Genomic DNA, 24752 nt, shown 5'->3' with positions numbered 1-24752 from the left:
CGGGCTAGCGGCTCGCCACCACACCCAGTGCGGTGCCGGACCAGCGTGTGTGCGAAACACGCAGCCGGCCTAATCCAACGCAGTCACCCGACCCGCGGGCTGCCGGTACGTCCGGCCGGCTCCTCCTTGAGGAACCCAGCCCGCGGGTCGTCTGCGTTTTCCGGCCCCTCAGGGGGCCAGGCGCTCGACCCGCCAGGTGCCGTCCGGCTGGGCGGTGTAGCGGAGGCGGTCGTGGAGGCGGTTGACCCGGCCCTGCCAGAACTCGATCGTGTGCGGGGTGATGCGGAAGCCGCCCCAGTGCGGGGGGACCGGGACCTGTTCGTCCTCGGGGTAGCGGGCCTCGAGGTCGGCGTAGGCGGTGTCCAGTTCGGCGCGTGAGGCGATGACCGAGGACTGGGCGCTGGCCCAGGCGCCGAGCTGGGAGCCGTGCGGGCGGGTGCGGAAGTAGGCGGCGGTCTCGTCGCGGCCGGTGCGGTGGGCGGTGCCGGTGACGATGACCTGGCGGGCCAGTGGGTGCCAGGGGAAGAGCAGGGAGATGTGCGGGTTCTCCGCGAGGTCGCGGGCCTTGCGGGAGTCGTAGTTGGTGTAGAAGACGAAGCCCTCGGTGTCGAACTGCTTCATCAGGACCGTGCGCGAGCTGGGGCGGCCCGCCGCGTCCGCGGTGCCGACGACCATGGCGTTGGGCTCGTAGATGGTGCCGTGCAGCGCCGCTCGGGCGGCGTCCTCGAACCAGCGGGTGAACTGGTCCATGGGGTGCGCGGCGAGGTCCTGTTCGGCGAGGCCTTCCGCCCGGTACTGCTTGCGCATGGCGGCGGGATCGAGGACGGGGTCCAGGAGCGGGTCGCGGTCGGTCACGCGGTCATCTTGCCGTATCGAACGCCACTGGCACTGAGTGTCGTACGGACTCCCCAAGTCTGGCACGGGGGGTTATCGTGCTGGTCCCTTGCGGTTTGGGTGACCACCGGTCGAACGGGGCATCACCGGGGTGACCGCCGCCGAACCATCTCAAGGAGCCGCCTGATGTCCGATTTCGTACCCGGACTCGAGGGAGTCGTCGCGTTCGAGACGGAGATCGCCGAACCGGACAAGGAGGGGGGCGCCCTGCGGTACCGGGGCGTCGACATCGAGGACCTGGTCGGTCATGTCTCGTTCGGGAACGTGTGGGGGCTGCTGGTCGACGGTGCCTTCAATCCCGGGCTGCCGCCCGCCGAGCCGTTCCCGATCCCGGTGCACTCCGGTGACATCCGGGTGGATGTGCAGTCGGCGCTGGCCATGCTGGCCCCGGTGTGGGGGCTGAAACCGCTGCTCGACATCGACGAGCGGCAGGCGCGGGAGGATCTGGCGCGGGCCGCGGTGATGGCGTTGTCGTACGTCGCCCAGTCGGCGCGTGGGCAGACGCTGCCGATGGTGCCGCAGCGGGAGATCGACAAGGCGAAGTCGGTCGTGGAGCGGTTCATGATCCGGTGGCGGGGTGAGCCGGATCCCAAGCACGTCGCCGCTGTGGATGCCTATTGGACGTCCGCGGCCGAGCACGGGATGAATGCCTCCACCTTCACCGCGCGGGTCATCGCGTCCACCGGTGCGGATGTCGCCGCCGCGCTGTCGGGGGCGGTCGGGGCGATGTCCGGGCCGTTGCACGGGGGTGCGCCCTCACGTGTGCTCGGGATGATCGAGGAGATCGAGCGGACGGGGGACGCGGAGGCGTACGTCCGGCAGGCGCTGGACCGGGGTGAGCGGCTGATGGGGTTCGGGCACCGGGTGTACCGGGCCGAGGATCCGCGGGCGCGGGTGCTGCGGCGTACGGCGCGGGAGCTGGGTGCTCCGCGGTTCGAGGTCGCCGAGGCGTTGGAGAAGGCGGCGCTGGAGGAGTTGCACAGCCGTCGGCCTGATCGGGTGCTGGCCACCAACGTGGAGTTCTGGGCCGCGATCGTGCTCGACTTCGCTGAGGTTCCGGCGCACATGTTCACGTCGATGTTCACGTGCGCCCGTACGGCAGGGTGGTCGGCGCACATTCTTGAGCAGAAGCGGACGGGGAGGCTTGTGCGGCCTTCCGCGCGGTATGTGGGGCCGGGGGCGCGTCGGCCGGAGGACATCGCCGGGTACGCGGATATCGCCCACTGAGAGGGGTGGCCAGGGGCGCGTGGCGACTGCGGGTTGTGTGTGGTTGCTCGCGCCCGCGCGGCGGAGCCGCATATCGATACGGCCCGCGCCCCTGGGGAATCACGCCGCCGGTGTCAGCAAGTTCCCGTGATGCCTCTCCGCCACCAGCGGATGCGCCCTGAGCTTGCCCTTCAGCTCGTTGTAGCCGTACTCGGCGTACAGGGGGTTCGCCGGGTCGGTCGTGATGCCCGGGGCCTTTGACGCGTGGGGGAAGGGCAGTGGCTCGACCCTGGCGTCGAGGCGGGGGTTGTAGAAGAACGGGACGGAGAAGCGTTCCGTCGCTCCCGTGGGGCTGACGACGCGGTGGTTGGTGGCGAGGAGGTAGCCGTTGGTGGCGACTTCGAGGAGTTCGCCGAGGTTGACGACGAAGGCGCCGTCGATGGGCGGGACGTCGTGGAAGTGGCCGTCCTCGCGCTGGACCTGGAGGCCGCCGACGGTGTCCTGGAGGAGCAGGGTCAGGAAGCCGTAGTCCTTGTGGGCGCCCACGCCCTGGTCGGTGCCGTCGCCGGCGCTGCCGGGGTAGCGGACGAGCTTGAGGTGCGGGTGGGCGTGGGTGCCGAAGATCGGGTCGTAGAAGTCGGCGGGGGCGCCGATGGCGGCGAGGAGCTCGTGGAGCAGGCGGTCGGCGACCGCGCTGAGCTTGTCGATCCAGGCCAGGGCTGCCGTGCGCAGTTCGGGGAGGGCGGTGGGCCACTGGTTGGGGCCCTGGAGCCACCAGTAGGGGGGTTCGCCGGGGGCGGGGACGCGGGCGGGGCGTTCGGCGCCTATGTCGAGCTGGTCGCGCCAGTCGCGGGCGCCGGCGGTGCGTTCGTCGCCGGTGCGGGTGTAGCCGCGGAAGTGGGGGGAGTTGGTGTTGTCGAGGGCGAGGCGGTCGGCTTCGGGGAGGGCGAAGAAGGCGCGCATGGCGGTGAGCAGCGCGTCGGTCTCGGCCTGGGTGACGCCGTGTCCGACGAGCTGGAAGAAGCCGACGTCGTGGGCGGCGCTGTGCAGCTGGGCGTGGAGCAGGGCGCGGGCCTGGGGGCCGTGGTCGGCGGCCGACAGGTCGATGATGGGGAGCTGGCCGTACGACGGGGTCGTCGTGGGGTGCGTCGGAGCAGTGTGCGTCGATGCGGTGTGCGTCGTCATGGGTGCGTCCACGGGGTGTGTGGGCCACGGGCATGCCGCCGAGGGTGTGGGCGGCGTCGCCCCGGATGCCGTTAGAAGATGCCGTAAGAAGGCGGGAGAAAAGAGGCTGAATCAGGCCGAAGGCCGACAGCCCATGCTCGTGACGCGCACGTAGTCCACGTGGCGGCGGCGGACGAGCATCGGAGGCATGGGGCAAGGGTACTGCGTGCCGTGGGAAACGCCTGTGGTGCGGTTCACGCGGCCGGAAGCGCCTGCTGAAGCAGGTCGGCCCACTGGGCGACGACTTTTTCGCGGCGGGCGGTGTCGTCGGTGAGGAGGTTGGCGAGGCCGAGGCCGCGGGCCATGTCCAGGAGGCCCTGGACGGTCTCGCGGACGCCGGGGCGGCTCTCGTCGGCGCCGAGGAGGTCGACGGCGATGCGGTGGGTCTCGCGGCCGACGCGGGCCTCCAGTTCGGTCACGCGGGTGCGCAACTGGTCCTCGTTGGAGGCGGCGACCCACAGGTGGAGGGCGGCGCGGAAGAGGGGGCCGGTGTAGAGGTCGACGAGGGCGGCGACGACGGCGCGGCGGTCGGCGGGTCCGGCCGGGAAGAGGGCCCGCAGGGCGGTGGAGCGTTCTTCGGCGACGTATTCGACGGCGGCCGTGAACAGGTCCTCGCGGGTGGGGAAGTGGTGCTGGGCGGCGCCGCGGGAGACTCCGGCGCGTTCGGCGACGACGGCGACGGTGGAGCCTGCCCAGCCGTGTTCGGCCAGGCAGGCCACGGCGGCCTCCAGGAGCCGCTGCCGGGTGGCGCGGCTGCGGTCCTGTTTGGGCGCGCGTTCTCTGGCCACGCGGTCGCGTTCCGCCGTCGTGCTCATCCGGTCACACCACCCATGCCGCGTCCCGTCTTTCCAGGAAGGCCGTCATCCCCTCCCGGGCCTGGGCGGAGGAGAACAGCCGGGCCGAGAGCGCGGTCAGGTCCGCCGCGTCCCGGTCGAATGTTTCCAGCACCCTAGCCGTGAGCAGCTGTTTCGTCTCGGCCAGGCCCTGGGGTGAGGAGCGGCGCAGGCCGTCGAGGATCGGGGCGAGGGCGTCGTCCACGTCGTCGCCGGTGACGGTGAGGAGTCCGACGCGTACGGCCTCGGGGGCGTCGAAGCGTTCGCCGGTGAGGAAGTAGCGGGCGAGGGCGCGGGGGTCGGCGCGCGGGATGACGGGGAGGGAGATCACCGCGGGGGCGACGCCGATGCGGACCTCGGTGAAGGCGAAGGTGGCGTCGGTGGAGGCGGCGCTGATGTCGCAGGCGGCGAGGAGGCCGAGGCCGCCCGCGCGGACGTGACCGGTGACGCGGGCGACGACGGGTTTGCGCAGTTCGAGGATCTGCCGGAGCAGGCCGGTGAGCGCATCGGGGTGTGGTGGGTCGCGCAGGTCGGCGCCGGCGCAGAAGGTGGTGCCGGTGTGGGTGAGGACGACGGCGCGTGTGTGGGGGTCCTTGCCGCAGTCGGCGAGCGCGTCGGCGAGTTCGGTGACGAGGGCGGCCGAGAGTGCGTTGCGGGTGGTGGTGGCGTCGAGGCTGAGGGTTTCGACGGCACGCGCGCGTGTGCGGCTGATCAGTGTCACGGCAGCTCCCTCAGTTCCCGGCGCAGGATCTTGCCGGAGGCGGCGCGGGGGACGGTGTCGATGAAGGTGATCCGGCGGATGCGTTTGTAGGGTGCCACGCGTTCGGCGACGTAGAGCATGATCTCGTTCTCGGTCAGCTGCTCGGCGGCGTCGGCCCGGCGGACGACGAAGGCGTGCGGGATCTCGTTGCCGTCGTCGTTGTAGGAGCCGATGACGGCGGCGTCGGCGATGCCGGGGTGGGTGAGCAGCAGGGCCTCGAGTTCGGCGGGGGCCACCTGGAAGCCCTTGTACTTGATGAGTTCCTTCACGCGGTCGACGACGAAGAGCCAGCCGTCCTCGTCGACGTGCCCCACGTCCCCGGTGTGCAGCCAGCCGTCGGTGTCGATCATGGCGGCGGTGGCGTCGGGGCGGCCGAGGTAACCCTTCATGACCTGGGGGCCGCGGATCAGTATCTCGCCCACCTCGCCGGTGCCGAGGTCCTTGTCGGGGTCGTCCAGGGACACGATGCGCATCTCGGTGCCGGCGATGAGCCTGCCGACGGTGCCGGCGGGGGCGTCGTGGAGGCGGTCCAGGGGGACGACGTGGGTGCCGGGGGACAGTTCGGTCATGCCGTAGGCCTGGCCGATGGGGGGCAGGCCGAGCCGCTCGGCGCAGGCGCGGGCGAGGGTGGCGTCCAGGGGGGCGGCGGCGCTGATGACGTACTTCAGGCAGGAGAGGTCGTAGCGGGCGACGGCCGGGTGCTTGGCGAGGGCGAGGACGATCGGCGGGGCGACGTACAGGCCGGTGATGCGGTGGTTCTCGATGGCGGCGAGGAAGGTCTCCAGGTCGAAGCGGGGCAGGACGACGACGGTGGCGCCCTTGCGCAGGGGCGCGTTCATCAGGGCGGTGAGGCCGTAGATGTGGAAGAACGGCAGGACGGCGAGGATGCGGTCGCCGGGGGCGGCCGGTACGGCGGGTTCGAGTTGGGCGAGGTTGGTGGCGATCTGCCGGTGGGTGAGCATCACGCCCTTGGGGATGCCGGTGGTGCCGGAGGAGTACGGCAGCGCGGCGATGTCCTCGGCCGGGTCGAAGGCGGGCCGGGGCTCGGGGGCGGTGGTGGCGAGCATGTCGATGAGCGAACGGTGTCCGGGGGCGCTGTCGCACACGAAGATCTCGCGTATGCCGCCGGAGAGTTCGGCGGCGCGGCGGGCGGTGCCCAGCAGCGGTGAGACGGTGATGATCCAGCGGGCGCCGCTGTCGCCGAGCTGTTTGGCGAACTCCTCGGGCGTGGCGAGGGGGTGGACGGTGGTGACGGCGGCGCCGGCGCGGGTGGCCGCGTAGAAGGCGGTCGGGAAGGCGATGGTGTTGGGGCTGTGCAGGGCGAGGACGTCCCCCTTGCGTACGCCCGCGTCGGCGAGTCCGGCGGCGGCGCGCCGGTGGAACCGGTCCACCTGCTCGTACGTGAGCGTGGTGCCGTCCGTGCCGTCGATCAGGGCGGGGCGCTCGCCGAACGCGGCGGCGTGGCCCAGGACGGCCTCGTGGATGGGGAGGTTCACGGGCGGAACGTCTGCGTACTCGCTGTGGAACACGGTTCCTCCAAGCGGCCGGGCTCAGTACGACTTGGGCAGGCCCAGGGTCTGATGGGAGACGTAGTTGAGAATCATCTCCCGGCTCACCGGAGCAATACGAGACACGCGTGCGGCCGTTATCAGCGAGGCGAGCCCGAACTCGCGGGTGAGCCCGTTGCCGCCGAGGGTGTGTACGGCCTGGTCGACGGCTTTCACGCAGGCCTCCCCGGCCGCGTACTTGGCCATGTTGGCGGCCTCGCCCGCGCCGATGTCGTCGCCGGTGTCGTAGAGGTGGGCGGCCTTCTGCATCATCAGCCGGGCCAGTTCCAGGTCGATGTGGGCCTGTGCGAGGGGGTGGGCGATGGCCTGGTGGGCGCCGATCGGGGTCTTCCAGACGGTGCGGTCGCGGGCGTACTCGACGGCCTTGGCGAGGGCGTACCGGCCCATTCCGATGGCGAACGCGGCGGTCATGATCCGTTCGGGGTTCAGTCCGGCGAACAGCTGCAGCAGGCCGGCGTCCTCGTCGCCGACGAGGGCCTCGGCTGGCAGTCGTACGTCGTCCAGGACCAGCTCGAACTGCTTCTCGGCGGCGCTGAGTTCCATGTCGATGGGGCGCTTCTGGAAGCCCTCGGCGTCCGTCGGGACGATGAACAGGCAGGGCTTGAGGCGTCCGGTGCGGGCGTCTTCGGTGCGGCCGACGATCAGGACGGCGTCCGCGATGTCGACACCGGAGATGAAGACCTTGCGGCCGGTGAGCAGCCAGTCGGCGCCGTCGCGGCGGGCGGTGGTGGTGATGCGGTGGCTGTTGGAGCCGGCGTCGGGCTCGGTGATGCCGAAGGCCATGAGGCGGGTTCCGTCGGCGATGCCGGGGAGCCAGGCGCGTTTCTGCTCTTCGGTGCCGAAGCGGGAGATGACCGTTCCGCAGATGGCCGGGGAGACGACGAGCATGAGGAGGGGCGAACCTGCGGCACCCAACTCCTCGAGCACTATGGAGAGTTCGCTGATACCGCCGCCCCCGCCTCCGTACTCCTCCGGGAGGTTGACGCCGAGGTAGCCGAGCTTGCCGGCCTCGGACCAGAGTTCGGTGGGGGGTTTGCCCGCGGCGACGGTCTGGACCAGGTAGTCGCGGCCGTAGCGCTTGCCGAGGGCGGCTACCGCCGAGCGGAGGGCTTTGTGCTCTTCGGTTTCGATGACGGGAGACATGGGGCTCCTAAGAATCCTAGGAAGAGGTTTCCTGCACGACGGCGAGCAACGTTCCTGGCTCCACCTGCTGGCCGGTCCTGGCATGCAGCGCGGTCAGGGTTCCCGTGACGGGCGCCGAGATCTGGTGCTGCATCTTCATCGCCTCCACCCAGATGAGGCCCTGACCGGCCTGGACCGTTGCCCCTTCCGCCAGGCCCTCGGCGACGCGTACGACCGTGCCCGGCATCGGTGCGAGCAGGGAGCCCGGTGCGTGCTGGGCGGTGGGGTCGGGGAAGCGGGGCAGGGCGGTGAGGCGGGTGGCGCCCACGTACACCTCGTCGCCGTACGCCGTCACCGTGAACCGGCGCTCCACGCCGTCCGCTTCGAGTACGACCGTGCGCGCGTCGGCGTGCACGACGCGCACCCCGTCGGCCGCGAGGCCGTCCCGGGTGTGCCGGTAGCGGACCTCGTACTCCTTCCCCGCCACCGCGTACCGCTTCACCTGCGGTTGTGAGGGAACGTAGCGCCAGCCGCCGAAGCGGGAGCGGCCGTGGGCGTCGGCGAGGGCGGCGGCGAGCGGGGCGTACGGGTCGGGGGAGGGCTCGGTCAGTGCGGGCAGGTGGCGGTCGTAGAAGCCGGTGTCCATGCGGCCGCCGGTGAACTCCGCGTGGCGCAGTGAGCGTACGAGGAGGTCCCTGTTGGTGACCGGGCCGTGCAGGTCGGCGCGCTCCAGGGCGCCCGCGAGCCGGCGGATCGCCTCCGTGCGGGTGGGTGCGTGGGCCACGACCTTGGCGAGCATCGGGTCGTAGTGGACGCCGATGGTGTCGCCGTCGGTGTAGCCGGTGTCCAGGCGGGTGCCGGACGGTACGGCGAGGTGGTGCAGGGTGCCGGTCTGCGGGGCCCAGTCGTGGGCGGGGTCCTCGGCGTACAGGCGGGCCTCGATCGCGTGGCCACGCGCGCGTGGCGAGTCTTTTTCCAGGGCCGCGCCCTCCGCGATGCGGATCTGTTCGGCGACCAGGTCGATGCCGAACACCTCCTCCGTCACGGGGTGTTCGACCTGGAGGCGGGTGTTCATCTCCAGGAAGTGGGCGCGGCCGTCGGCGACCAGGAACTCGACGGTTCCGGCGCCGACGTAGGCGACGGCACACGCGGCCTGGGTGGCCAGCGCGTACAGGTCCTCGGTGAGCGAGGCGGACAGGCCGGGTGCGGGGGCCTCCTCGATGACCTTCTGGTGGCGGCGCTGGAGGGAGCAGTCGCGGGTGCCGAGCGGCCAGATCGTGCCGTGGGTGTCGGCGAGGATCTGTACCTCGACATGGCGGCCGTGTTCCAGGTAGGGCTCGATGAACACCTCGCCGTCGCCGAAGGCGTTCGCGGCCTCGGCACGCGCGCCGGCCAGGGCGGTGCTCAGCTCCTCCAGGCGGCGCACGATCCGCATGCCGCGGCCCCCGCCGCCGGCTGCCGCCTTCACCAGGACCGGCAGATCGGCCTGGGTGACGCCGGCCGCGTCGAGGGGCGCGAGACCCATGAGCTGCTTCGCGCGGGTCTTGGACGCCATCGCCTCGATGGCCTCCGGCGGCGGGCCGATCCAGGTCAGTCCGGCGTCCCGGACGGCGCGGGCGAAGTCGGGGTTCTCGGAGAGGAAGCCGTAGCCGGGGTGCACGGCGTCCGCGCCCGCGGCCAGGGCCGCCTTCACGATCAGGTCGCCGCGCAGATACGTCTCGGCGGGCGCCGCACCCGGCAGCCGTACCGCCGTGTCGGCCACGCGCGCGTGGAGCGCGTGCTCGTCGGCGTCCGAGTGCACGGCGACCGTCCGGATTCCCAACTCACGGCAGGTGCGGAAGATCCGGCAGGCGATCTCGCCCCGGTTGGCGACGAGCAGTGTCGAAATCACGGAACCCCTCATATCCGTCGTCATGTCCGTCGTCACATCCGGAAGACGCCGAAGCCGCCGCGCGCGCCCTCGTAGGGCGCGGTGTGGATGGCGGACAGGCACAGGCCGAGAACGGTGCGGGTGTCGCGCGGGTCGATGACACCGTCGTCGTACAGCCGCCCGGACAGGAACATCGGCAGCGACTCGGACTCGATCTGCTGCTCCACCATCGCGCGCAGGGCGGCGTCCGCGTCCTCGTCGTACGGCCGGCCCTTCGTCGCCGCCGACTGCCGGGCGACGATCGACAGCACGCCGGCGAGCTGCTGCGGGCCCATCACGGCGGACTTGGCGCTCGGCCAGGCGAACAGGAAGCGGGGGTCGTAGGCCCGCCCGCACATGCCGTAGTGGCCGGCGCCGTACGACGCGCCCACGAGGACCGACAGGTGAGGCACCCGGCTGTTGCTGACCGCGTTGATCATCATCGAGCCGTGCTTGATGATCCCGCCCTGCTCGTACTCCCGGCCGACCATGTAGCCGGTGGTGTTGTGCAGGAAGAGCAGCGGGATGTCGCGCTGGTTGGCGAGCTGGATGAACTGGGCGGCCTTCTGCGACTCGGCGCTGAAGAGGACCCCCTGGGCGTTGGCCAGGATGCCGACCGGGTAGCCGTGCAGGGCGGCCCAGCCGGTCACCAGGCTGGTCCCGTACAGCGGCTTGAACTCGTCGAAGTCGGAGGCGTCCACGATCCGTGCGACGACCTCGCGCGGGTCGAAGGGGATCTTCAGGTCGCCGGGGACGATTCCCAGCAGCTCCTCCGGATCGTACTTGGGCGGCTCTGCGGGGCCGGGATCCGGGTACGCCTTGCGGTGGCCCAGCCGGGCGACCACCCGCCGCGCCTGCCGCAGCGCGTCCGGTTCGTCCACGGCGAAGTAGTCGGCGAGGCCCGACACGCGCGCGTGCATCTCGGCGCCGCCCAGGGACTCGTCGTCGCTCTCCTCGCCGGTGGCCATCTTCACCAGCGGCGGCCCGCCGAGGAAGACCTTCGCGCGCTCCTTGACCATGATCACGTGGTCGGACATGCCGGGGATGTAGGCGCCCCCGGCGGTGGAGTTGCCGAAGACGACCGCGATGGTCGGGATCCCGGCGGCGGAGAGGCGGGTGAGGTCGCGGAAGATGGCGCCGCCCGGGATGAAGATCTCCTTCTGGGACGGCAGATCGGCCCCTCCCGACTCCACCAGGCTGATGCAGGGCAGCCGGTTGGCGAGCGCGATGTCGTTCGCCCGCAGGGCCTTCTTCAGGCTCCACGGATTGCTCGCGCCGCCGCGCACGGTCGGGTCGTTGGCGGTGATCAGGCACTCCACGCCCTCGACCACGCCGATGCCGGTGACGAGCGAGGCGCCGACCGTGTAGTCACTCCCCCAGGCGGCGAGCGGAGACAGCTCCAGGAAGGGCGTGTCCGGGTCGAGCAGCAGCTCGACCCGCTCGCGGGCCAGCAACTTGCCCCGCTCGCGGTGCCGTTGCACGTACTTCTCGCCGCCGCCCGCGAGCGCCTTGGCGTGCTCGGCCTCGATTTCGGCGATCTTGGCGAGCATGGCCTCGCGGTTGGCCCGGTGGTCGGGGCCGGCCGGGTCCAGGGCCGAGGTCAGGGTGGTCACAGCAGGGCCTCCGGGATGTCCAGGTGGCGGGAGCGCAGCCATTCGCCGAGGGCCTTGGCCTGCGGGTCGAAACGGGCCTGCGCGGCGACGCCCGCGCCGAGGATGCCCTCCACGACGAAGTTGACCGCGCGCAGGTTCGGCAGCAGATGCCGGGTGACCGGCAGGTCCCGGCTCTCGGGAATCAGCTGCCGGAACCTTTCGGCGGTCAGCTCGTGCGCGAGCCACCGCCAGGCCTCCTCGGTACGGGCCCACACACCGACGTTCGCGCTGCCCCCCTTGTCCCCGCTGCGGGCCCCGGCGACCAGCCCGAGGGGTGCGCGGCGGGTCGGACCGGGCGGGAGGGGGTCCGGGAGGGCGGGTTCCGGTACGGCCTCCAGGGGCCGGGTTTCCTGGGGCGGCGGCACGGGGACACGCCGTCCGTCATGGAGGACCGCCCTATGGTCCACGGCACCATGGGGAACGTACACATCCTCGAAGACCCCATAGGGCGAGCCCTTTCCCGGTGGGGCGAGCACATGGAAGCCCGGATAGCTGGCCAGCGCGAGCTCCACGGCGGCCCCGCTCAGCGCCCGCCCGACGACCCGCTCGTCCGGGTCCCGTACGACGAGCCGCAGCAGGGCGCTCGCGGTCTCCTCGGTGTCGGCGTCAGCCCGGTCGGTGCGGACCAGCTCCCAACGGACCTCGGCGGGCGGCGACTTGGCGAGTGCGTCGGTGAGCTGTGCCCGCACCAGCTCGGCCTTGGCCTCGATGCCGAGTCCGGTGAGGACGAAGACGACCTCGTTGCGGAAGCCGCCGAGCCGGTTGAGGCCGACCTTGAGGTCCGGCGGTGGCGCCTCGCCCCGCACCCCCGCGATCCGCACCCGGTCCGGCCCGTCCTGGCTCAGCCGTACGGTGTCCAGCCGGGCGGTGACGTCGGGCCCGGCGTACCGGCCGCCGCCGGTCTCGTACAGCAGCTGCGCGGTGACCGTGCCGATGTCGACCAGGCCGCCGGTGCCGGGGTGCTTGGTGACGACGCTGCTGCCGTCGGCGTGGATCTCGGCGAGCGGGAAGCCCGGCCGGCGTACGTCCGCCTCCTGGAAGAACGCGTAGTTCCCGCCGGTGGCCTGCGTCCCGCACTCCAGCACATGCCCGGCGACGACGGCGCCCGCGAGCCGGTCGTACTCCCCCGGCTGCCAGCCGAAGTGGGCGGCGGCGGGCCCGGTGACCAGGGCCGCGTCGGTCACCCGCCCGGTGACGACGATGTCCGCGCCGGCCCGCAGGCACTCGGCGATGCCGAAGCCGCCGAGATAGGCGTGGGCGGCTAGTGCCCCGGCAGGCAACGTTTGCCCGTCAAGGAGCGGCGTCCGGTGCGTGCTCTCGGCGTGCCGGGTGCAAGTCCTCGTACTGGATGTACTTGGGCTTGTGCCCGGTGCGGCGAGTGGGGGCACCTCCCACGCCCTTAAGGCAGTGGGGGAGCGTGCCGGGCGTCGCGACGGGGCGAACGTTGCCTGTTGGGGCACTAGGCTGCCGGGGTGGGCGGCGGTGAGGTCGTCGCCCTCGACGTGGGCGACCTTGGCCGGGATCCCGAGCCGGTCCGCCGACTGCCGTATGGCTTCGGCGAGTCCGGCGGGGTTCAGTCCGCCCGCGTTGGTGACGATCTTCACCCCGCGCTCGTGGGCGAGGCCGAGGCAGTCCTCCAGCTGGCGCGGGAAGGTGCGCGCGTAACCGGCGCCGGGGTCCTTCAGCCGGTCGCGGGCGAGGATCAGCATGGTGAGTTCGGCGAGGTAGTCGCCGGTGAGGACGTCGACCTCGCCGCCGGTGAGCATCTCGCGCAGGGCGTCGGACCGGTCGCCGTAGAAGCCGGAGAAGTTGCCGATGCGCAGGGCGTTCACCGCTCGGCCCCCTTCGGCGGGCGGCCGCCGCCGGACGGGCCCGCGAAGGCCTGCGCGATGTCCAGCCAGCGGTCGGCGTCCGGGCCGACGGCGGTCAGGGCGAGGTCGCGGCGGTGGGCGCGCTGGGTGACGAGGAGGCAGAAGTCGAGGGCGGGGCCGGTGACGCGCTGCGGGGCGTTCTCGGGGCCGTACGCCCACACCTCGCCGGTGGGTGCGGCGAGTTCGACGCGGAACTCCTCGGCGGGAGGGGTGAGCTGGTGGACGGTGTAGGCGAAGTCGCGGGTACGGACCCCGAGCCGGGCCACATGCCGGAGCCGTTCGGTGGGGGTCCGGACCACACCCAGGGCGTCGGCGATGTCCAGGCCGTGGGCCCAGGTCTCCATGAGGCGGGCGGTGGCCATGGAGGCGGCCGACATGGGCGGGCCGTACCAGGGGAAACGGGCGCCGGGCGGTGCGGCGCGCAGTGCCCGGTCGAGGGCGGCACGGCCGGTGCGCCAGGCCGACAGCAGTTCGGCGGGCGGGAGCCGGGCGCCGTCCTCCGCACCCTCGTCCACGAACGAGTCCGGGGCGGCCAGCGCCTTCTCCACCCGTGCCCGGAAGGCGTCCGCGTCGGTGACGGCCAGCAGCGCCGAGCGGTCTGTCCAGTGCAGATGGGCGATCTGGTGGGCGATGGTCCACCGGGGAGCGGGGGTGGCGAGCGTCCACCGCTTAGGCGCCAACTCCGCTACGAGTCGGTCCAGTTCGTCGCTCTCGGCACGCAGGTCGTCGATGACGGGCGTCGGGTCGGCCATGGGGCGAGCATGGCAGCGGGGCCAGAAACAATCAAGCATGCTTGCATGAATTGGCGGCACGACCGCCAGGGGCGGGATCACGGCCGTCAGGGGCGGGATGCAGGGGGCGTGGGGCGCGTCAGGCCTCGGGGGCCGCCGCCTCGGGGGCCGGTTCCACCCTGGCCCTGCCCCGGCCCACCTGGGTGCGGACCGCGCCGATGCTCGCCGCGATGACCAGGGCGATGGCGGCGGCTTCCGTCGGGGACAGGGACTGGCCGAGGACCAGGAAGCCGGCCGTTGCCGCTATCGCCGGCTCCAGGCTCATCAGGATGGCGAAGGTGGAGGCGGGCAGGCGGCGCAGGGCCAGGAGTTCGAGGGTGTAGGGGAGGACCGAGGAGAGCAGGGCCACCGCCGAGCCGAGCGCGACGGTGGTGGGGTTCAGCAGTCGGGTGCCTGCCGAGGCGATGCCGATGGGGAGGAAGAGGAGGGCTGCGACCGCCATGGCCAACGCCAGGCCGTCCGCCTGGGGGAAGCGGCGGCCCGTACGGGCGCTGAAGAGTATGTAGATCGCCCACATGGCGCCGGCGCCCAGGGCGAATGCGACACCTGTGGGGTCGAGGCTGCTGAAGCCTCCGCCGCTCAGCAGGAAGACGCCGAGCAGGGCCAGGCCCGCCCACAGCGCGTTGATCGCGCGACGGGAGGCCAGGACGGACAGGGAGAGGGGCCCCAGGACCTCCAGGGTGACCGCCGGGCCGAGCGGGATGCGGGCGACTGCCTCGTAGAAGAGCCCGTTCATCGCGCCCATGGCGATGCCGAAGGCGATCACCGTGCCCCAGTCGGCGCGGGAGTGGCCGCGCAGCCGGGGGCGGCAGACGAGGAGGAGGACCACGGCCGCCGCCAGGAGGCGGAGGGCGACGACGCCCGGCGCGCCGGCCCTCGGCATCAGGGTCACCGCCAGGGCTCCGCCGAACTGGACCGAGATGCCGCCGGCCAGTACCAGACCCAGAGGGCCGAGCGAACCGAAACGGCTGTGCCCGCCGACGGGAGGGGGAGTGACCGGGGTCGGCGTCGCGGTGCTGGAGGTGGCGGTCACGGGCGGTCCAGTGCTTGATCGGGTTCGTTCATCTAGATGCACTACCAGGTCCATGGTAATGGACTCTGACAGGTGCGTGAACCCTTTAAGGAACTGTCCCGGATGCTGGAATCAGATGCCCGGCCACGCCTCCTCGTCGCGGAAGAGGGGACGACCGTCGGGAAGGCCGGCGGGGAGGGGGGCGGCGTAGGGATCGTGACCGTACGGCTGCTGGTACGCCGGCGCCTGCCCGTACACCGGCACCGGCGGCTGCTGCTCCTGCCACAGCGGCATGCGCAGCTCGCCGGTGTCCATCACCGCGTTGTTCTGCGAGCGGTGCAGCCGGGCGTACGCGCCGCCCCGGACGAGGAGTTCCTCGTGCCGGCCGGTCTCCACGATGCGGCCCCGGTCGACCACCAGGATGCGGTCGGCGTCGGGGGCGAGGTTGAGGTCGTGGGTGATCATGATCGTCGTACGGCCGGTCATCAGGCAGCGAAGGGGTTTGACGACGCGGCGGGCGGCCATCGCGTCCAGGCCCGTCGTCGGCTCGTCCAGGACCAGGACGGGGGCGTCGCGCAGGGATGGCGCGCGCGATGGCCCCTGCTCCCGCAGCAGGTCCAGCACCTCGGCCGGCTGTGGGCCCGCCGTGATGTCGCCGGTCAGGACGATCCTGTCGGCCGCCGCCACCTCGGGTTCCGCCAGGACCGCCGCCAGGGCGGGCAGCACGCCGTGGATGTCGGACAGCACGGCCAACCTGCCGTATTCATCGAGTACGGCCAACCTGCCGTGTTCATCGGTCACTTCGCGCCCCCGTCGTCTGTAGCCATCGCCTCCGCCGGACACCGGCCCCGCACGATCACTCCGAGCCCCCGGTCTCCTGGTCCAGCGCCTGTGCCAGGACCTCCGCCAGATGTCTGCCCCGCACCCCGGCCAGCTGTTCCAGCTGGGTGCGGCAGGAGAATCCGTCGGCCAGGAGAACGGTCTGCTCGGATGCCGCGCGGACCGCGGGCAGGAGCTGTTCCTCCGCGCAGGCCCTGGACACCTCGAAGTGGCCCTTCTCGAAGCCGAAGTTGCCCGCGAGGCCGCAGCAGCCGCCGCTCAGCTCTCCGGTGAGGCCCGCGGCCTCGCGCAGTCGGCGGTCAGGGGTATCGCCGAGCACCGCGTGCTGATGACAGTGGGTCTGGCCGGCGACCGGGCGGTCCACGGCGGGCGGGGTCCAGTGCGGGGCGTGCCGCTCAAGGGCCTCGGCGAAGGTGACGACGGCGGAGGCGAGCCGGGCCGCGCGCGGGTCCTCGTGCAGCAGCTCGGGCAGGTCGGTGCGGAGGGCCGCGGCACAGCTCGGTTCCAGGACGACGACCGGGGCCCCGGCCCGCAGCACCGGCTCCATCAGGTCCAGCGTGCGCCGCAGGACCGTGCGGGCGCGGTCGAGCTGGCCGGTGGAGAGGTAAGTGAGGCCGCAGCAGACCCGGGCCCGGCGGGCGGTGAGCAGCGCGGCGGCCGACCTGGTCCGGCCGCCGCCGATCCAGCTTCCGCCGGTCCTCCCCCCGCCGGTCCTCCCCCCGCCGATCCTGCCCCCGCCGATCCTGCCCCCGCGCGGCAGCAGCGTCGGCGGCAGCGCCACCCGCAGTCCGGCGGCTTCCAGGACCCGGACGGCGGCCCGGCCGACGGACGGGGACAGATGCTCGGTGAAGGTGTCGGGCCACAGCACCACCAGCTTGCCGCTGCCGCCCTCGGCAGGGGGCCGGCCGCGCCACCAGCCGGTGAACGTCCGTGTGGCCAGCCGGGGAACCTCCCGCTCGGCCGCGATCCCGCCCAGACGTTTGCCGAGGCGAGCAGGCGACCCCATCGAGGCGAGGACGTTGAGCAGCGGGGCCGTGCGGGTGGCGGCGACCCAGCGCAGCCACTGCGGCAGCCGGCCCATGGTGAGGTGGGCGGCGGGGCGGCGCCGGCCGGCGTAGTGGTGGTGCAGGAACTCCGCCTTGTAGGTGGCCATGTCGACGCCGACCGGGCAGTCGGAGCGGCAGCCCTTGCAGGACAGGCACAGGTCGAGGGCGTCACGGACCTCCGTCGAGCGCCAGCCGTCGGTGACCAGTTCGCCGGCCAGCATCTCGTGCAGCAGCCGGGCCCTGCCGCGCGTGGAGTGCTCCTCCTCGCCGGTGGCCCGGAACGAGGGGCACATCACGGCGGGGCCGGACGCCGTGGTCGTACGGCACTTGGCGACGCCGACGCAGCGGCGGACGGCGGCCCGGAAGTCGCCCTCGTCGGCCGGGTAGCCGAAGGCCACGTCGACGGGCTTCGCCGGCAGGACGGAGAAGCGGAGGTTCGCATCCAGCGGGGCCGGGCGGACCAGTATGCCGGGGTTGAGCAGGTCGTCGGGGTCCCAGACCGCCTTGGCGCGCTCGAAGAGCCGGACCGTCTCCGCGCCGTACATGCGCGGCAACAGCTCCGCGCGGGCCTGCCCGTCGCCGTGCTCCCCGGACAGGGAGCCGCCGTGCTCCACCACCAGGTCGGCCAGTTCCTCGGAGAAGCGGCGGAAGCGGCCGATGCCGGCCTCGGTGAGCAGGTCGAAGTCGATGCGGACATGGATGCAGCCGTCGCCGAAGTGGCCGTAGGGCGTGCCCCGCAGGGCGTGGGCCGCGAGCAGGGCGCGGAAGTCGCGGAGATAGGCGCCGAGCCTCGCGGGCGGCACCGCGCAGTCCTCCCAGCCGGGCCAGGCCTCGCTGCCGTCCGGCATGCGCGTCGCCGTGCCGCTCGCGTCCTCGCGGATGCGCCACAGGGTCCGCTGGGCGGCCGGGTCGGTCACCACCAGGGAGTCGATGACGTCGGCCGCGCGGACGATCGCCGCCGCTCGTGCGCGTGCCTCCGCCGCCGACTCCCCGCCGGTCTCCACGAACAGCCAGGCACCCCCCTTGGGCAGTCCGGCCGGTGTGCGCACCAGGTCGGCCGCCATGCCCTCCACCGTCAGCGGGCCGAGCGGCAGGAGTGCGGCGGCGGCCTCGGCGGCGGCGCTCTCGTCGCCGTACGCCAGCACGGCCAGGGCACGCGCGCGGGGGGCCCGAACCAGCTGGACGACGGCCTCGGTGAGGATGCCGAGGGTGCCCTCGGAGCCGCAGAAGGAACGGGCGACATCGGCGCCCTTCTCGGGCAGCAGCGCGTCCAGCGCGTACCCGGAGATCCGGCGGGGCAGCTCCGGGAAGCCGGTGCGCAGCCGTGCCAGTTCCCCCTCCGCCAGCTCGCGCAGCCCGTCCGGCGCCCCGGCCCAGTCCCGGCCGAGCCGCAGCCGGCGCCCGCGCGCGGTGACGACGGACAGCTCCCGCACACTGTCCGCGGTCGTGCCCCAGGCTACCGAGTGCGAGCCGCAGGAGTTGTTGCCGATCATGCCGCCGAGGGTGCACCGGCTGTGGGTGGACGGGTCGGGGCCGAAGCGCAGGCCGTGCGGGGCGGCGGCCTCCTGCAACCGGTCGAGGACGAGCCCCGGTTGGACGACGGCCGTACGGGTGGCTGTGTCCAGCTCCAGCAGGCCGTTCATGTGCCGGGTGAAGTCCAGCACCACGCCGGTGCCGGTCGCCTGCCCGGCGATCGACGTGCCCCCGCCGCGCGCCACCACCGGCACCCCGCGCGCCCGGCAGATCTCCAGCACGGCGGCCACGTCGTCGGCGTCTGAGGGGGCCACGACGCCCGCCGGGACACGCCGGTAGTTGGACGCGTCCATGGTGACCAGCGCCCGGGAGGTGGTGTCGAAACCGACCTCGCCCCGGACGGCGCCGCGCAGCTCCGCTTCGAGACCCGAGTGATCCGTCATGCGTCCAGGATGCATCCGCTCACGGACAGTCACCGAAAGTTTTCCACAGCCGCACACATATCGTCGTACGAATTCACGAGTCCGGTGCCCGGCGATCTCGTCTCATCGGACGGACACGGTTCCGCCCGGTTTCGCCCACCGGATACCCTCCGACTCGTGGCCGACATCCAGATTCCCGCTGACATCAAGCCCGCCGACGGACGTTTCGGCGCGGGCCCCTCCAAGGTGCGTACCGAGGCGCTGGACGCCCTCGCCGCGACCGGAAGCTCCCTGCTCGGCACCTCCCACCGCCAGGCGCCCGTCAAGAACCTGGTCGGCAAGGTCCGCGAGGGCATCTCCGAGCTGTTCTCCCTCCCCGAGGGCTACGAGGTGATCCTCGGCAACGGCGGCTCGACCGCCTTCTGGGACATCGCCACCCACGGCCTGATCGAGAACAAGTCCCAGCACCTGAGCTTCGGCGAGTTCTCCTCCAAGTTCGCCAAGGCGGCCAAGCTCGCCCCGTGGCTGGCCGAGCCCACCGTCATCTCCACCGACCCCGGCACCCACCCCGAGGCGCGGGCCGAAGCGGGCGTCGACGTGTACGCCTTCACCCACAACGAGACCTCGACGGGCGTCGCGATGCCCATCAAGCGGGTCGAGGGCGCCGACTCCGGTTCCCTCGTCCTCGTGGACGCGACGAGCGGCGCGGGCGGCCTCCCGGTCGACGTGTCCGAGACGGACGTCTACTACTTCGCCCCGCAGAAGTCCTTCGCCTCCGACGGCGGCCTGTGGATCGGCGTCTTCTCCCCGGCCGCGATCGAGCGCGCCGAGCGCGTCCACGCCTCCGGCCGCCACGTCCCGGAGTTCTTCTCGCTGCCCACCGCGATCGACAACTCCCGCAAGAACCAGACGTACAACACCCCGGCCCTCGCCACCCTGTTCCTGCTGAACCAGCAGCTGGAGTGGCTCAACGGCCAGGGCGGTCTCGCCTGGTCCACCGCCCGCACCAAGGACTCCTCGACCCGCCTGTACGCCTGGGCGGAGGAGTCCAAGTACGCCACCCCGTTCGTCACCGACCCGGCCAAGCGCTCGCAGGTCATCGGCACGATCGACTTCTCCGACGAGATCGACGCCGCCGCCGTCGCCAAGGTGCTGCGCGCCAACGGCATCGTCGACACCGAGCCGTACCGCAAGCTCGGCCGCAACCAGCTGCGCATCGCAATGTTCCCGGCGATCGACCCGGCGGACGTCGAGGCGCTGACGAAGTGCGTGGACTACGTGATCGAGAAGCTCTGACCGGCCCCTGACCGGTCTCCCAGTACGGGAATGACCGGTCTCCCGGTACGGGAACGAAGGGCGGCCCGCGGAGTACTGCGGGCCGCCCTTCACGCCTGCTGGCGCTATGCCAAAAGGGCTGGAGAGACGATCATCGGGCTGGTAGCTTTCAGTCGTCCGTGACACCGCCCGAGGAGGTGAGACCCATGAACGCTGTATCGACGTGGGTGCTCCCCCTTTCCGTCACGGCCGGCGACTGACGCACGTGTCGCCGGGAGCGCCTGGACAACAAGGCACTCCCGAAAGGCAACACGCCATGCACTCTTTCAAGTTCACTTCCGAGTCGTCGTCGAACGGCATGGTCGAGCGCGACTTCACCGTGGGCGGCGTCCCCGGAGTTCTCTGGTCGCCGGCGTCCGGCGCCGATCGCGCGCCCCTGGTCCTGATGGGCCACGGCGGCGGCAACCACAAGAAGCACCCGGCGATGTCCGGCCGCGCCCGCCTCCTCGTGACCGGCTGCGGCTTCCACGCCGCCGTCATCGACGCCCCCGGTCACGGCGACCGGCCGCGCACGGCGCACGACGAGGCGGAGATCGCCGAGCTGTTCCGGGCGAGGGCGGCGGGCGAGCCGGAAGGACCGATCGTCGCCCGCTACAACGCCCACCTGGCCGAGCTCGCCGTGCCCGAGTACCAGGCGGCCCTGGACGCCCTCCAGAAGCTGCCGGAGATCGGCACCGACGGGCCGGTCGGCTACTGGGGCATCAACATGGGCACCGCGATCGGCGTGCCGTTCGTGGCGAGCGAACCCCGGATCACGGCCGCGGTCTTCGGCCAGCACTGGCCCGAGGTCCTGGCCGAGAAGGCGCAGCAGATCACCATCCCGATCGAGTTCGATCTGCAGTGGGACGATGAGCACATCTCCCGCGAGGACGGTCTCGCGCTGTTCGACGCCTTCGCCTCGAAGGAGAAGTCGTTGCACGTGAACTCGGGCAGGCACAAGGAGCTGCCCCGCTTCGAGGCCGACAGCGCGGTCCGCTTCTTCTCCCGGCACCTCGGCCGAGCGGTCACCGCGTAAGCCTGACATAGAACGGCTGAGGCGCCCGGCTCACCACCGGGCGCCGCAGCCGAGGCCTCGGGCGCATGGAGAGAGCGCTCGCATGCCGCGCACCACCTCGTCACCCGTCGCCCCCGTCACTCTCGCCGCCGCAGCCACCGCAGCCCGAACAGGGCCGCCAGCCCGGCCGCGACGACGGCCGCACCGAGCTTCACACCGCTGCCCCCGCTCCCGCCCCCGGACGCGACCGCGGCCGAACCACCGCTCGCCGACGGCGACTTGGACGCGGGCAGGCCCGGCACGTCCTTGGAGACGACCTCGCTGTCCACCCCTTCGCTGCTGTACAGCAGCTTGGTCCCGTCGACGGAGTACGAGACGCCCTCCCCCTGTTGCTGCAGGGGCACGTCGAGCTGGCCCTCGCGTGTGATCCGGCCGCCGTTCCAGTCGTAGTAGATCCCGCCCAAGTACCCGCGGACGGCGAGCTGTCGCCCGTCCGGCGAGAAGGCCGCGTCCGTGGCCCAGAGGTCGACGGCGGCGATCGGCCGGAAGATGTTCGTGCCGGAGGTGGACAGGGTGGCCGGACCCTCGTACAGGTGCCCGCCGTCCTCCTTCTTGTCGATGATGTAGACCCGCCCGGTCTTCGGGTGGACGATCAGCGACTCGGCGTCGCGCGGCCCGTTCGCGTACTTCACGACGTACTGCGTGGCGGTGACCGTCTGGTCCTTCAGCACCTTCGGCTCGGGCAGCCGGTAGATCCACACGTACGGCCACTTCCCGCCCAGGTTGTCGCCGATGTCGCCCAGGTAGATCTCGTTGTGCGGCCCGATGGAGATGGCCTCGACGTCGCGCGGGGCGCCGATGCCGCGCAGGGTGATCAGGGCGACGGTCTTCCCGGTCCGGCTGTCCACGGCGTAGATGTACGGCCCGTCCCCGCTGTCGTTGTGCGTCCAGTAGATGCCGGGGTGGAGGCGGGAGGCGGCGAGTCCGCTGGACTCGGTGATCCGCGGGTCCTTGAGGGTGAACCCCTGGTCCCCGTCCCCGTCCCCGCTCCCGGCGGTGGAGGCGGGCAGCGCGGAGGCGGGCAGCGCGGAGGCGGGCAGCGCGCAGGCGCCGGCGAGCAGCAGGGCGGCGAGGACGGCGGACGGTCGGCGCATGCCCCAAGAGTGCCATTCCCCCCGGGGGTTCACGGATGGGCTCGTGCCGGCCCCCTCGGACGTGGTGGGCCTCACACCCCACCGGTGAGCGAGATCGTCCATCATGAGCGGATGCTTAGGTTCATGCCCGTAGGTGACTCCATGACGATCGGGAGCGCGGGCGAGCACACGTGGCGTTACCGGCTGTGGCGGCACCTGCGCGACACGTACGGCGGCCCGTTCACCTTCGTCGGCCCCCGCGAGGAGCTGTACGACAAGGCCACCGGAGCACCGACGTCGTACGAATACGCCGACCCGGACTTCCCTCGCCGCCACCTGGCCGGCTGGGGCGAGGGCTGGCTGCACATGGCCCCGCTGATCGGCGCAGCGGTGCGGGAGCAGCGGGCCGACGTGCTGCTGGTCTCCCTCGGGCTGATCGACCTGGGCTTCTACACGAACCCCGAGCAGACGGCGGAGAACGTGCGGGCCTTCGTCGCGGGGGCCCGTCAGGCCCAGCCGCGCATCCGCATGGTGCTGCTGCCGGTGATCCCGAACATCCGGGCCGAGGTCGACGCGCCCTTCGCCGCGCAGGTGGACCTCTTCAACGTCCTGCTGGCGAAGACGGTCGCCGACCTGGACGAGCCCCGGTCACCGGTGCTGCTGGCCTCGCGGCCGGAGTCGTACGACATCCACGCCGACACCTACGACGGCACGCATCCCAACGCGAGCGGGGAGCACCGGATCGCGGGGGCCTTTGCGGGGGCGATGTGGGAGGCGTGGGGGGTCGGACAGGCGTACGTGGCGGGAACAGGTTGACCGAATTCCGGCGTCTCCTGGTCACCCTGCGTATCGTTGGACTGCGCGGCTGCACTCGTCCGTGGGCAGCCGGGGAGGAGCGCCACGATGACCGTCCTTGATGACAGGATCGAGATGGCCGAAGAGAGCAACGAGCTGACTCTGGACGTCATGTTCGAGTGCCTCGAGAAGATGCCCACCCCCGAGGGGACGAAAGTCGAGATCGTCGGGGGACACATCTTCATGTCGCCACAGCGGCAAACCCACTTTGAGATCGTTTTCGGCATCCTGGAACAGCTGCGGGACAAGTACCCGATCAAGCGGCTGGCCTCGGACGTGCGAATCGACTTTCCCGGACATCTGAACGGCTTCGCCTGTGATGTGGCAGGGCTGGCCGAGCGGTCCGTCAAGGACGGCAAGGGCCGCTGGCGCTATCAGGATGTCGAATTCGTGGCCGAGGTCATCTCCAAGGACACCGCGGCAAACGACTACGGCCCGAAGAAGGCCGCCTACGCCACAGCCGGAGTCCCCGTCTACCTCATCGCCGACCCGTACCAGGGCAAGTGCCACCTCTACACACACCCCAAGGGCAGCGAGTATCTCACCGAGCTGTCGATCGCGTTCGGTACGGACCTCGACATGACCGCTACTCCCGTCAACCTCACCCTCAAGACCGACGAGTTCCCCCGCGACCGCCCATGACCTGGCGGAGCAAGGAGCACCACGACGCCTCGCGTTCACCCCGAAAGCCCTTGCTTCGAGCGCACTTCAAGCCGTTGGCTGGAGAACCATGAAGTACACGCAGCTTGGACGCACGGGACTCAAGGTCAGCCGGCTGGTCCTCGGGACGATGAACTTCGGGCCGCAGACCGACGAGGCCGACAGCCACGCCATCATGGACGCGGCGCTGGACGCCGGCATCAACTTCTTCGACACCGCCAACGTGTACGGCTGGGGTGACAACAAGGGACGCACCGAGACCATCATCGGCAACTGGTTCGCGAAGGGCGGCGAGCGCCGGGACAGGGTCGTCCTCGCCACCAAGGTCTACGGCAACATGGGCGCCGACGGGCAGCCGGCCTGGCCCAACCACGACAAGCTCTCCGCGCTGAACATCCGCCGGGCCGTGGACGCCAGCCTCAAGCGGCTCCAGACGGACTACATCGACCTCTACCAGTTCCACCACATCGACCGCAGCACCCCGTTCGAGGAGATCTGGCAGGCGATCGACACCCTGGTCCAGCAGGGGAAGATCCTCTACGCCGGCTCCTCCAACTTCCCCGGCTACAAGATCGCCCAGGCCAACGAGATCGCCGCCCGCCGCGGCGGCACCATCGGCCTGGTCAGCGAGCAGTGCCTGTACAACCTGGCCGAGCGCCGCGCCGAGATGGAGGTCATCCCGGCCGCGCAGGAGTACGGCCTCGGGGTCATCCCGTGGTCGCCGCTGCACGGCGGACTGCTCGGCGGGGTCATCAAGAAGGAGGTCCAGGGCGGGCGCCGCGCCACCGGCCGGGCCGCCGACACCCTCAAGGACCCGGCCGCCCGCGCCCAGATCCAGGCGTACGAGGACCTGGTCGACAAGCACGGCCTGGAACCCGGCGAGGTGGCGCTGGCCTGGCTGCTGACCCGCCCGGGTGTGACGGGGCCCATCGTCGGTCCGCGTACGGCACAGCAGCTGGAGTCGGCGATCAGGGCTGCGGAGCTGGAGCTGGGCGAGGAGCTGCTGGCGGGCCTGGACGAGGTCTTCCCGGGCCCGGGGCCGTCCCCGGAGGCCTTCGCCTGGTAGTTCCGGGTGGGGCGAGCGCCCCGTAGGGGCGCGGGGGGGGCCACGGTGTGGGGCCCCGCCCCGGGGGGCGACCCCCCCCGCAGGGG

The 24752-nt window shown here is 71.8% G+C and carries 20 protein-coding genes; 6 read left to right on the top strand and 14 right to left on the bottom strand.

The features are described 5' to 3' along the window. Positions 1-168: 168 nt before the first annotated feature. Positions 169-855 carry a pyridoxamine 5'-phosphate oxidase gene (pdxH, locus tag ACWC2T_RS19185; RefSeq protein WP_450671522.1) on the bottom strand — a complete coding sequence of 229 codons (687 nt, stop codon included), beginning with the start codon at positions 853-855 and terminating at the stop codon, positions 169-171. Between the two features lie 165 nt (positions 856-1020). Between pdxH and ACWC2T_RS19180 the strand changes: the two genes are divergently transcribed. Further along, positions 1021-2121 (top strand): citrate synthase 2, encoded by a 1101-nt coding sequence (locus ACWC2T_RS19180; RefSeq protein WP_450671521.1) that lies wholly within the window; start codon positions 1021-1023, stop codon positions 2119-2121. 99 nt (positions 2122-2220) lie between these two features. Here ACWC2T_RS19180 and ACWC2T_RS19175 read toward each other — a convergent pair whose 3' ends face one another. The 12 genes from ACWC2T_RS19175 to ACWC2T_RS19120 form a co-directional block, all read right to left on the bottom strand. After that, positions 2221-3285, bottom strand: coding sequence for an isopenicillin N synthase family dioxygenase (locus tag ACWC2T_RS19175; RefSeq protein ID WP_450671520.1), 1065 nt, complete (start codon positions 3283-3285; stop codon positions 2221-2223). Between the two features lie 233 nt (positions 3286-3518). Further along, positions 3519-4139: a TetR/AcrR family transcriptional regulator gene (locus tag ACWC2T_RS19170; RefSeq protein WP_450671519.1), complete on the bottom strand. Its 621-nt coding sequence runs from the start codon at positions 4137-4139 to the stop codon at positions 3519-3521. Between the two features lie 4 nt (positions 4140-4143). Next, complete coding sequence (locus tag ACWC2T_RS19165) at positions 4144-4878, bottom strand: enoyl-CoA hydratase family protein (RefSeq protein WP_450671518.1); 735 nt, start codon at positions 4876-4878, stop codon at positions 4144-4146. Continuing rightward, positions 4875-6446: a 4-coumarate--CoA ligase family protein gene (locus tag ACWC2T_RS19160; RefSeq protein ID WP_450671517.1), complete on the bottom strand. Its 1572-nt coding sequence runs from the start codon at positions 6444-6446 to the stop codon at positions 4875-4877. The genes ACWC2T_RS19165 and ACWC2T_RS19160 overlap by 4 nt, the downstream gene beginning before the upstream one ends. Before the next feature lie 21 nt (positions 6447-6467). Beyond that, positions 6468-7628, bottom strand: a complete 1161-nt coding sequence (locus tag ACWC2T_RS19155) for an acyl-CoA dehydrogenase family protein (protein WP_450671516.1) — start codon at positions 7626-7628, stop codon at positions 6468-6470. Between the two features lie 16 nt (positions 7629-7644). Next, complete coding sequence (locus ACWC2T_RS19150; protein WP_450671515.1) at positions 7645-9498, bottom strand: ATP-binding protein; 1854 nt, start codon at positions 9496-9498, stop codon at positions 7645-7647. A 32-nt stretch (positions 9499-9530) separates the two neighbouring features. Further along, complete coding sequence (locus tag ACWC2T_RS19145; protein ID WP_450671514.1) at positions 9531-11129, bottom strand: acyl-CoA carboxylase subunit beta; 1599 nt, start codon at positions 11127-11129, stop codon at positions 9531-9533. Further along, positions 11126-13000 carry an acyclic terpene utilization AtuA family protein gene (locus ACWC2T_RS19140; protein ID WP_450671513.1) on the bottom strand — a complete coding sequence of 625 codons (1875 nt, stop codon included), beginning with the start codon at positions 12998-13000 and terminating at the stop codon, positions 11126-11128. The genes ACWC2T_RS19145 and ACWC2T_RS19140 overlap by 4 nt, the downstream gene beginning before the upstream one ends. Continuing rightward, the gene (locus tag ACWC2T_RS19135; protein WP_450671512.1) at positions 12997-13791 is read right to left on the bottom strand and encodes a TIGR03084 family metal-binding protein; all 795 of its coding nucleotides are present in this window, start codon (positions 13789-13791) and stop codon (positions 12997-12999) included. The genes ACWC2T_RS19140 and ACWC2T_RS19135 overlap by 4 nt, the downstream gene beginning before the upstream one ends. Positions 13792-13909: 118 nt before the next feature. Next, on the bottom strand, positions 13910-14863 hold the full coding sequence (locus ACWC2T_RS19130; RefSeq protein WP_450671511.1) for an EamA family transporter: 954 nt from the start codon (positions 14861-14863) through the stop codon (positions 13910-13912). Positions 14864-14974: 111 nt separating this feature from the next. Beyond that, positions 14975-15643, bottom strand: a complete 669-nt coding sequence (locus ACWC2T_RS19125; protein ID WP_450671510.1) for a hypothetical protein — start codon at positions 15641-15643, stop codon at positions 14975-14977. Between the two features lie 55 nt (positions 15644-15698). Then, complete coding sequence (locus ACWC2T_RS19120; RefSeq protein WP_450671509.1) at positions 15699-18644, bottom strand: FAD-binding and (Fe-S)-binding domain-containing protein; 2946 nt, start codon at positions 18642-18644, stop codon at positions 15699-15701. A 156-nt stretch (positions 18645-18800) separates the two neighbouring features. Here ACWC2T_RS19120 and serC point away from each other — a divergent pair, with 156 nt between their 5' ends. Further along, positions 18801-19919, top strand: a complete 1119-nt coding sequence (serC, locus tag ACWC2T_RS19115; protein ID WP_450671508.1) for a phosphoserine transaminase — start codon at positions 18801-18803, stop codon at positions 19917-19919. Between the two features lie 295 nt (positions 19920-20214). Beyond that, on the top strand, positions 20215-20973 hold the full coding sequence (locus tag ACWC2T_RS19110) for an alpha/beta hydrolase (protein WP_450671507.1): 759 nt from the start codon (positions 20215-20217) through the stop codon (positions 20971-20973). A gap of 116 nt (positions 20974-21089) precedes the next feature. Here the strand turns inward: ACWC2T_RS19110 and ACWC2T_RS19105 are convergent, their stop codons facing one another. Then, the gene (locus tag ACWC2T_RS19105; RefSeq protein ID WP_450671506.1) at positions 21090-22106 is read right to left on the bottom strand and encodes a WD40 repeat domain-containing protein; all 1017 of its coding nucleotides are present in this window, start codon (positions 22104-22106) and stop codon (positions 21090-21092) included. 111 nt (positions 22107-22217) lie between these two features. Between ACWC2T_RS19105 and ACWC2T_RS19100 the strand changes: the two genes are divergently transcribed. The 3 genes from ACWC2T_RS19100 to ACWC2T_RS19090 all read left to right on the top strand — a co-directional run bounded on the left by ACWC2T_RS19100 (position 22218) and on the right by ACWC2T_RS19090 (position 24666). Then, complete coding sequence (locus ACWC2T_RS19100; protein WP_450671505.1) at positions 22218-22901, top strand: SGNH/GDSL hydrolase family protein; 684 nt, start codon at positions 22218-22220, stop codon at positions 22899-22901. Positions 22902-22988: 87 nt separating this feature from the next. Further along, entirely contained in the window at positions 22989-23582 is a 594-nt protein-coding gene (locus ACWC2T_RS19095; RefSeq protein ID WP_450671504.1) for a Uma2 family endonuclease, read from the top strand. 88 nt (positions 23583-23670) lie between these two features. Next, positions 23671-24666: an aldo/keto reductase gene (locus ACWC2T_RS19090; protein WP_450671503.1), complete on the top strand. Its 996-nt coding sequence runs from the start codon at positions 23671-23673 to the stop codon at positions 24664-24666. Positions 24667-24752 lie beyond the last annotated feature (86 nt).

Source organism: Streptomyces sp. NPDC001393, assembly GCF_053597455.1.
Note: the sequence above shows the minus strand (reverse complement) of the source record. Positions and strands in the feature narration are given on the sequence as shown.

Bases quoted from the DNA above. Each gene is read 5' to 3' on its own strand.
- ACWC2T_RS19135 (WP_450671512.1), bottom strand. From the start codon at position 13,791: ATGGCCGACCCGACGCCCGTCATCGACGACCTGCGTGCCGAGAGCGAC.
- ACWC2T_RS19155 (WP_450671516.1), bottom strand. From the start codon at position 7,628: ATGTCTCCCGTCATCGAAACCGAAGAGCACAAAGCCCTCCGCTCGGCG.
- ACWC2T_RS19170 (WP_450671519.1), bottom strand. From the start codon at position 4,139: ATGAGCACGACGGCGGAACGCGACCGCGTGGCCAGAGAACGCGCGCCC.
- ACWC2T_RS19100 (WP_450671505.1), top strand. From the start codon at position 22,218: ATGCTTAGGTTCATGCCCGTAGGTGACTCCATGACGATCGGGAGCGCG.
- ACWC2T_RS19090 (WP_450671503.1), top strand. From the start codon at position 23,671: ATGAAGTACACGCAGCTTGGACGCACGGGACTCAAGGTCAGCCGGCTG.
- ACWC2T_RS19110 (WP_450671507.1), top strand. From the start codon at position 20,215: ATGCACTCTTTCAAGTTCACTTCCGAGTCGTCGTCGAACGGCATGGTC.
- ACWC2T_RS19120 (WP_450671509.1), bottom strand. From the start codon at position 18,644: ATGACGGATCACTCGGGTCTCGAAGCGGAGCTGCGCGGCGCCGTCCGG.
- ACWC2T_RS19105 (WP_450671506.1), bottom strand. From the start codon at position 22,106: ATGCGCCGACCGTCCGCCGTCCTCGCCGCCCTGCTGCTCGCCGGCGCC.
- ACWC2T_RS19180 (WP_450671521.1), top strand. From the start codon at position 1,021: ATGTCCGATTTCGTACCCGGACTCGAGGGAGTCGTCGCGTTCGAGACG.
- ACWC2T_RS19095 (WP_450671504.1), top strand. From the start codon at position 22,989: ATGACCGTCCTTGATGACAGGATCGAGATGGCCGAAGAGAGCAACGAG.
- ACWC2T_RS19175 (WP_450671520.1), bottom strand. From the start codon at position 3,285: ATGACGACGCACACCGCATCGACGCACACTGCTCCGACGCACCCCACG.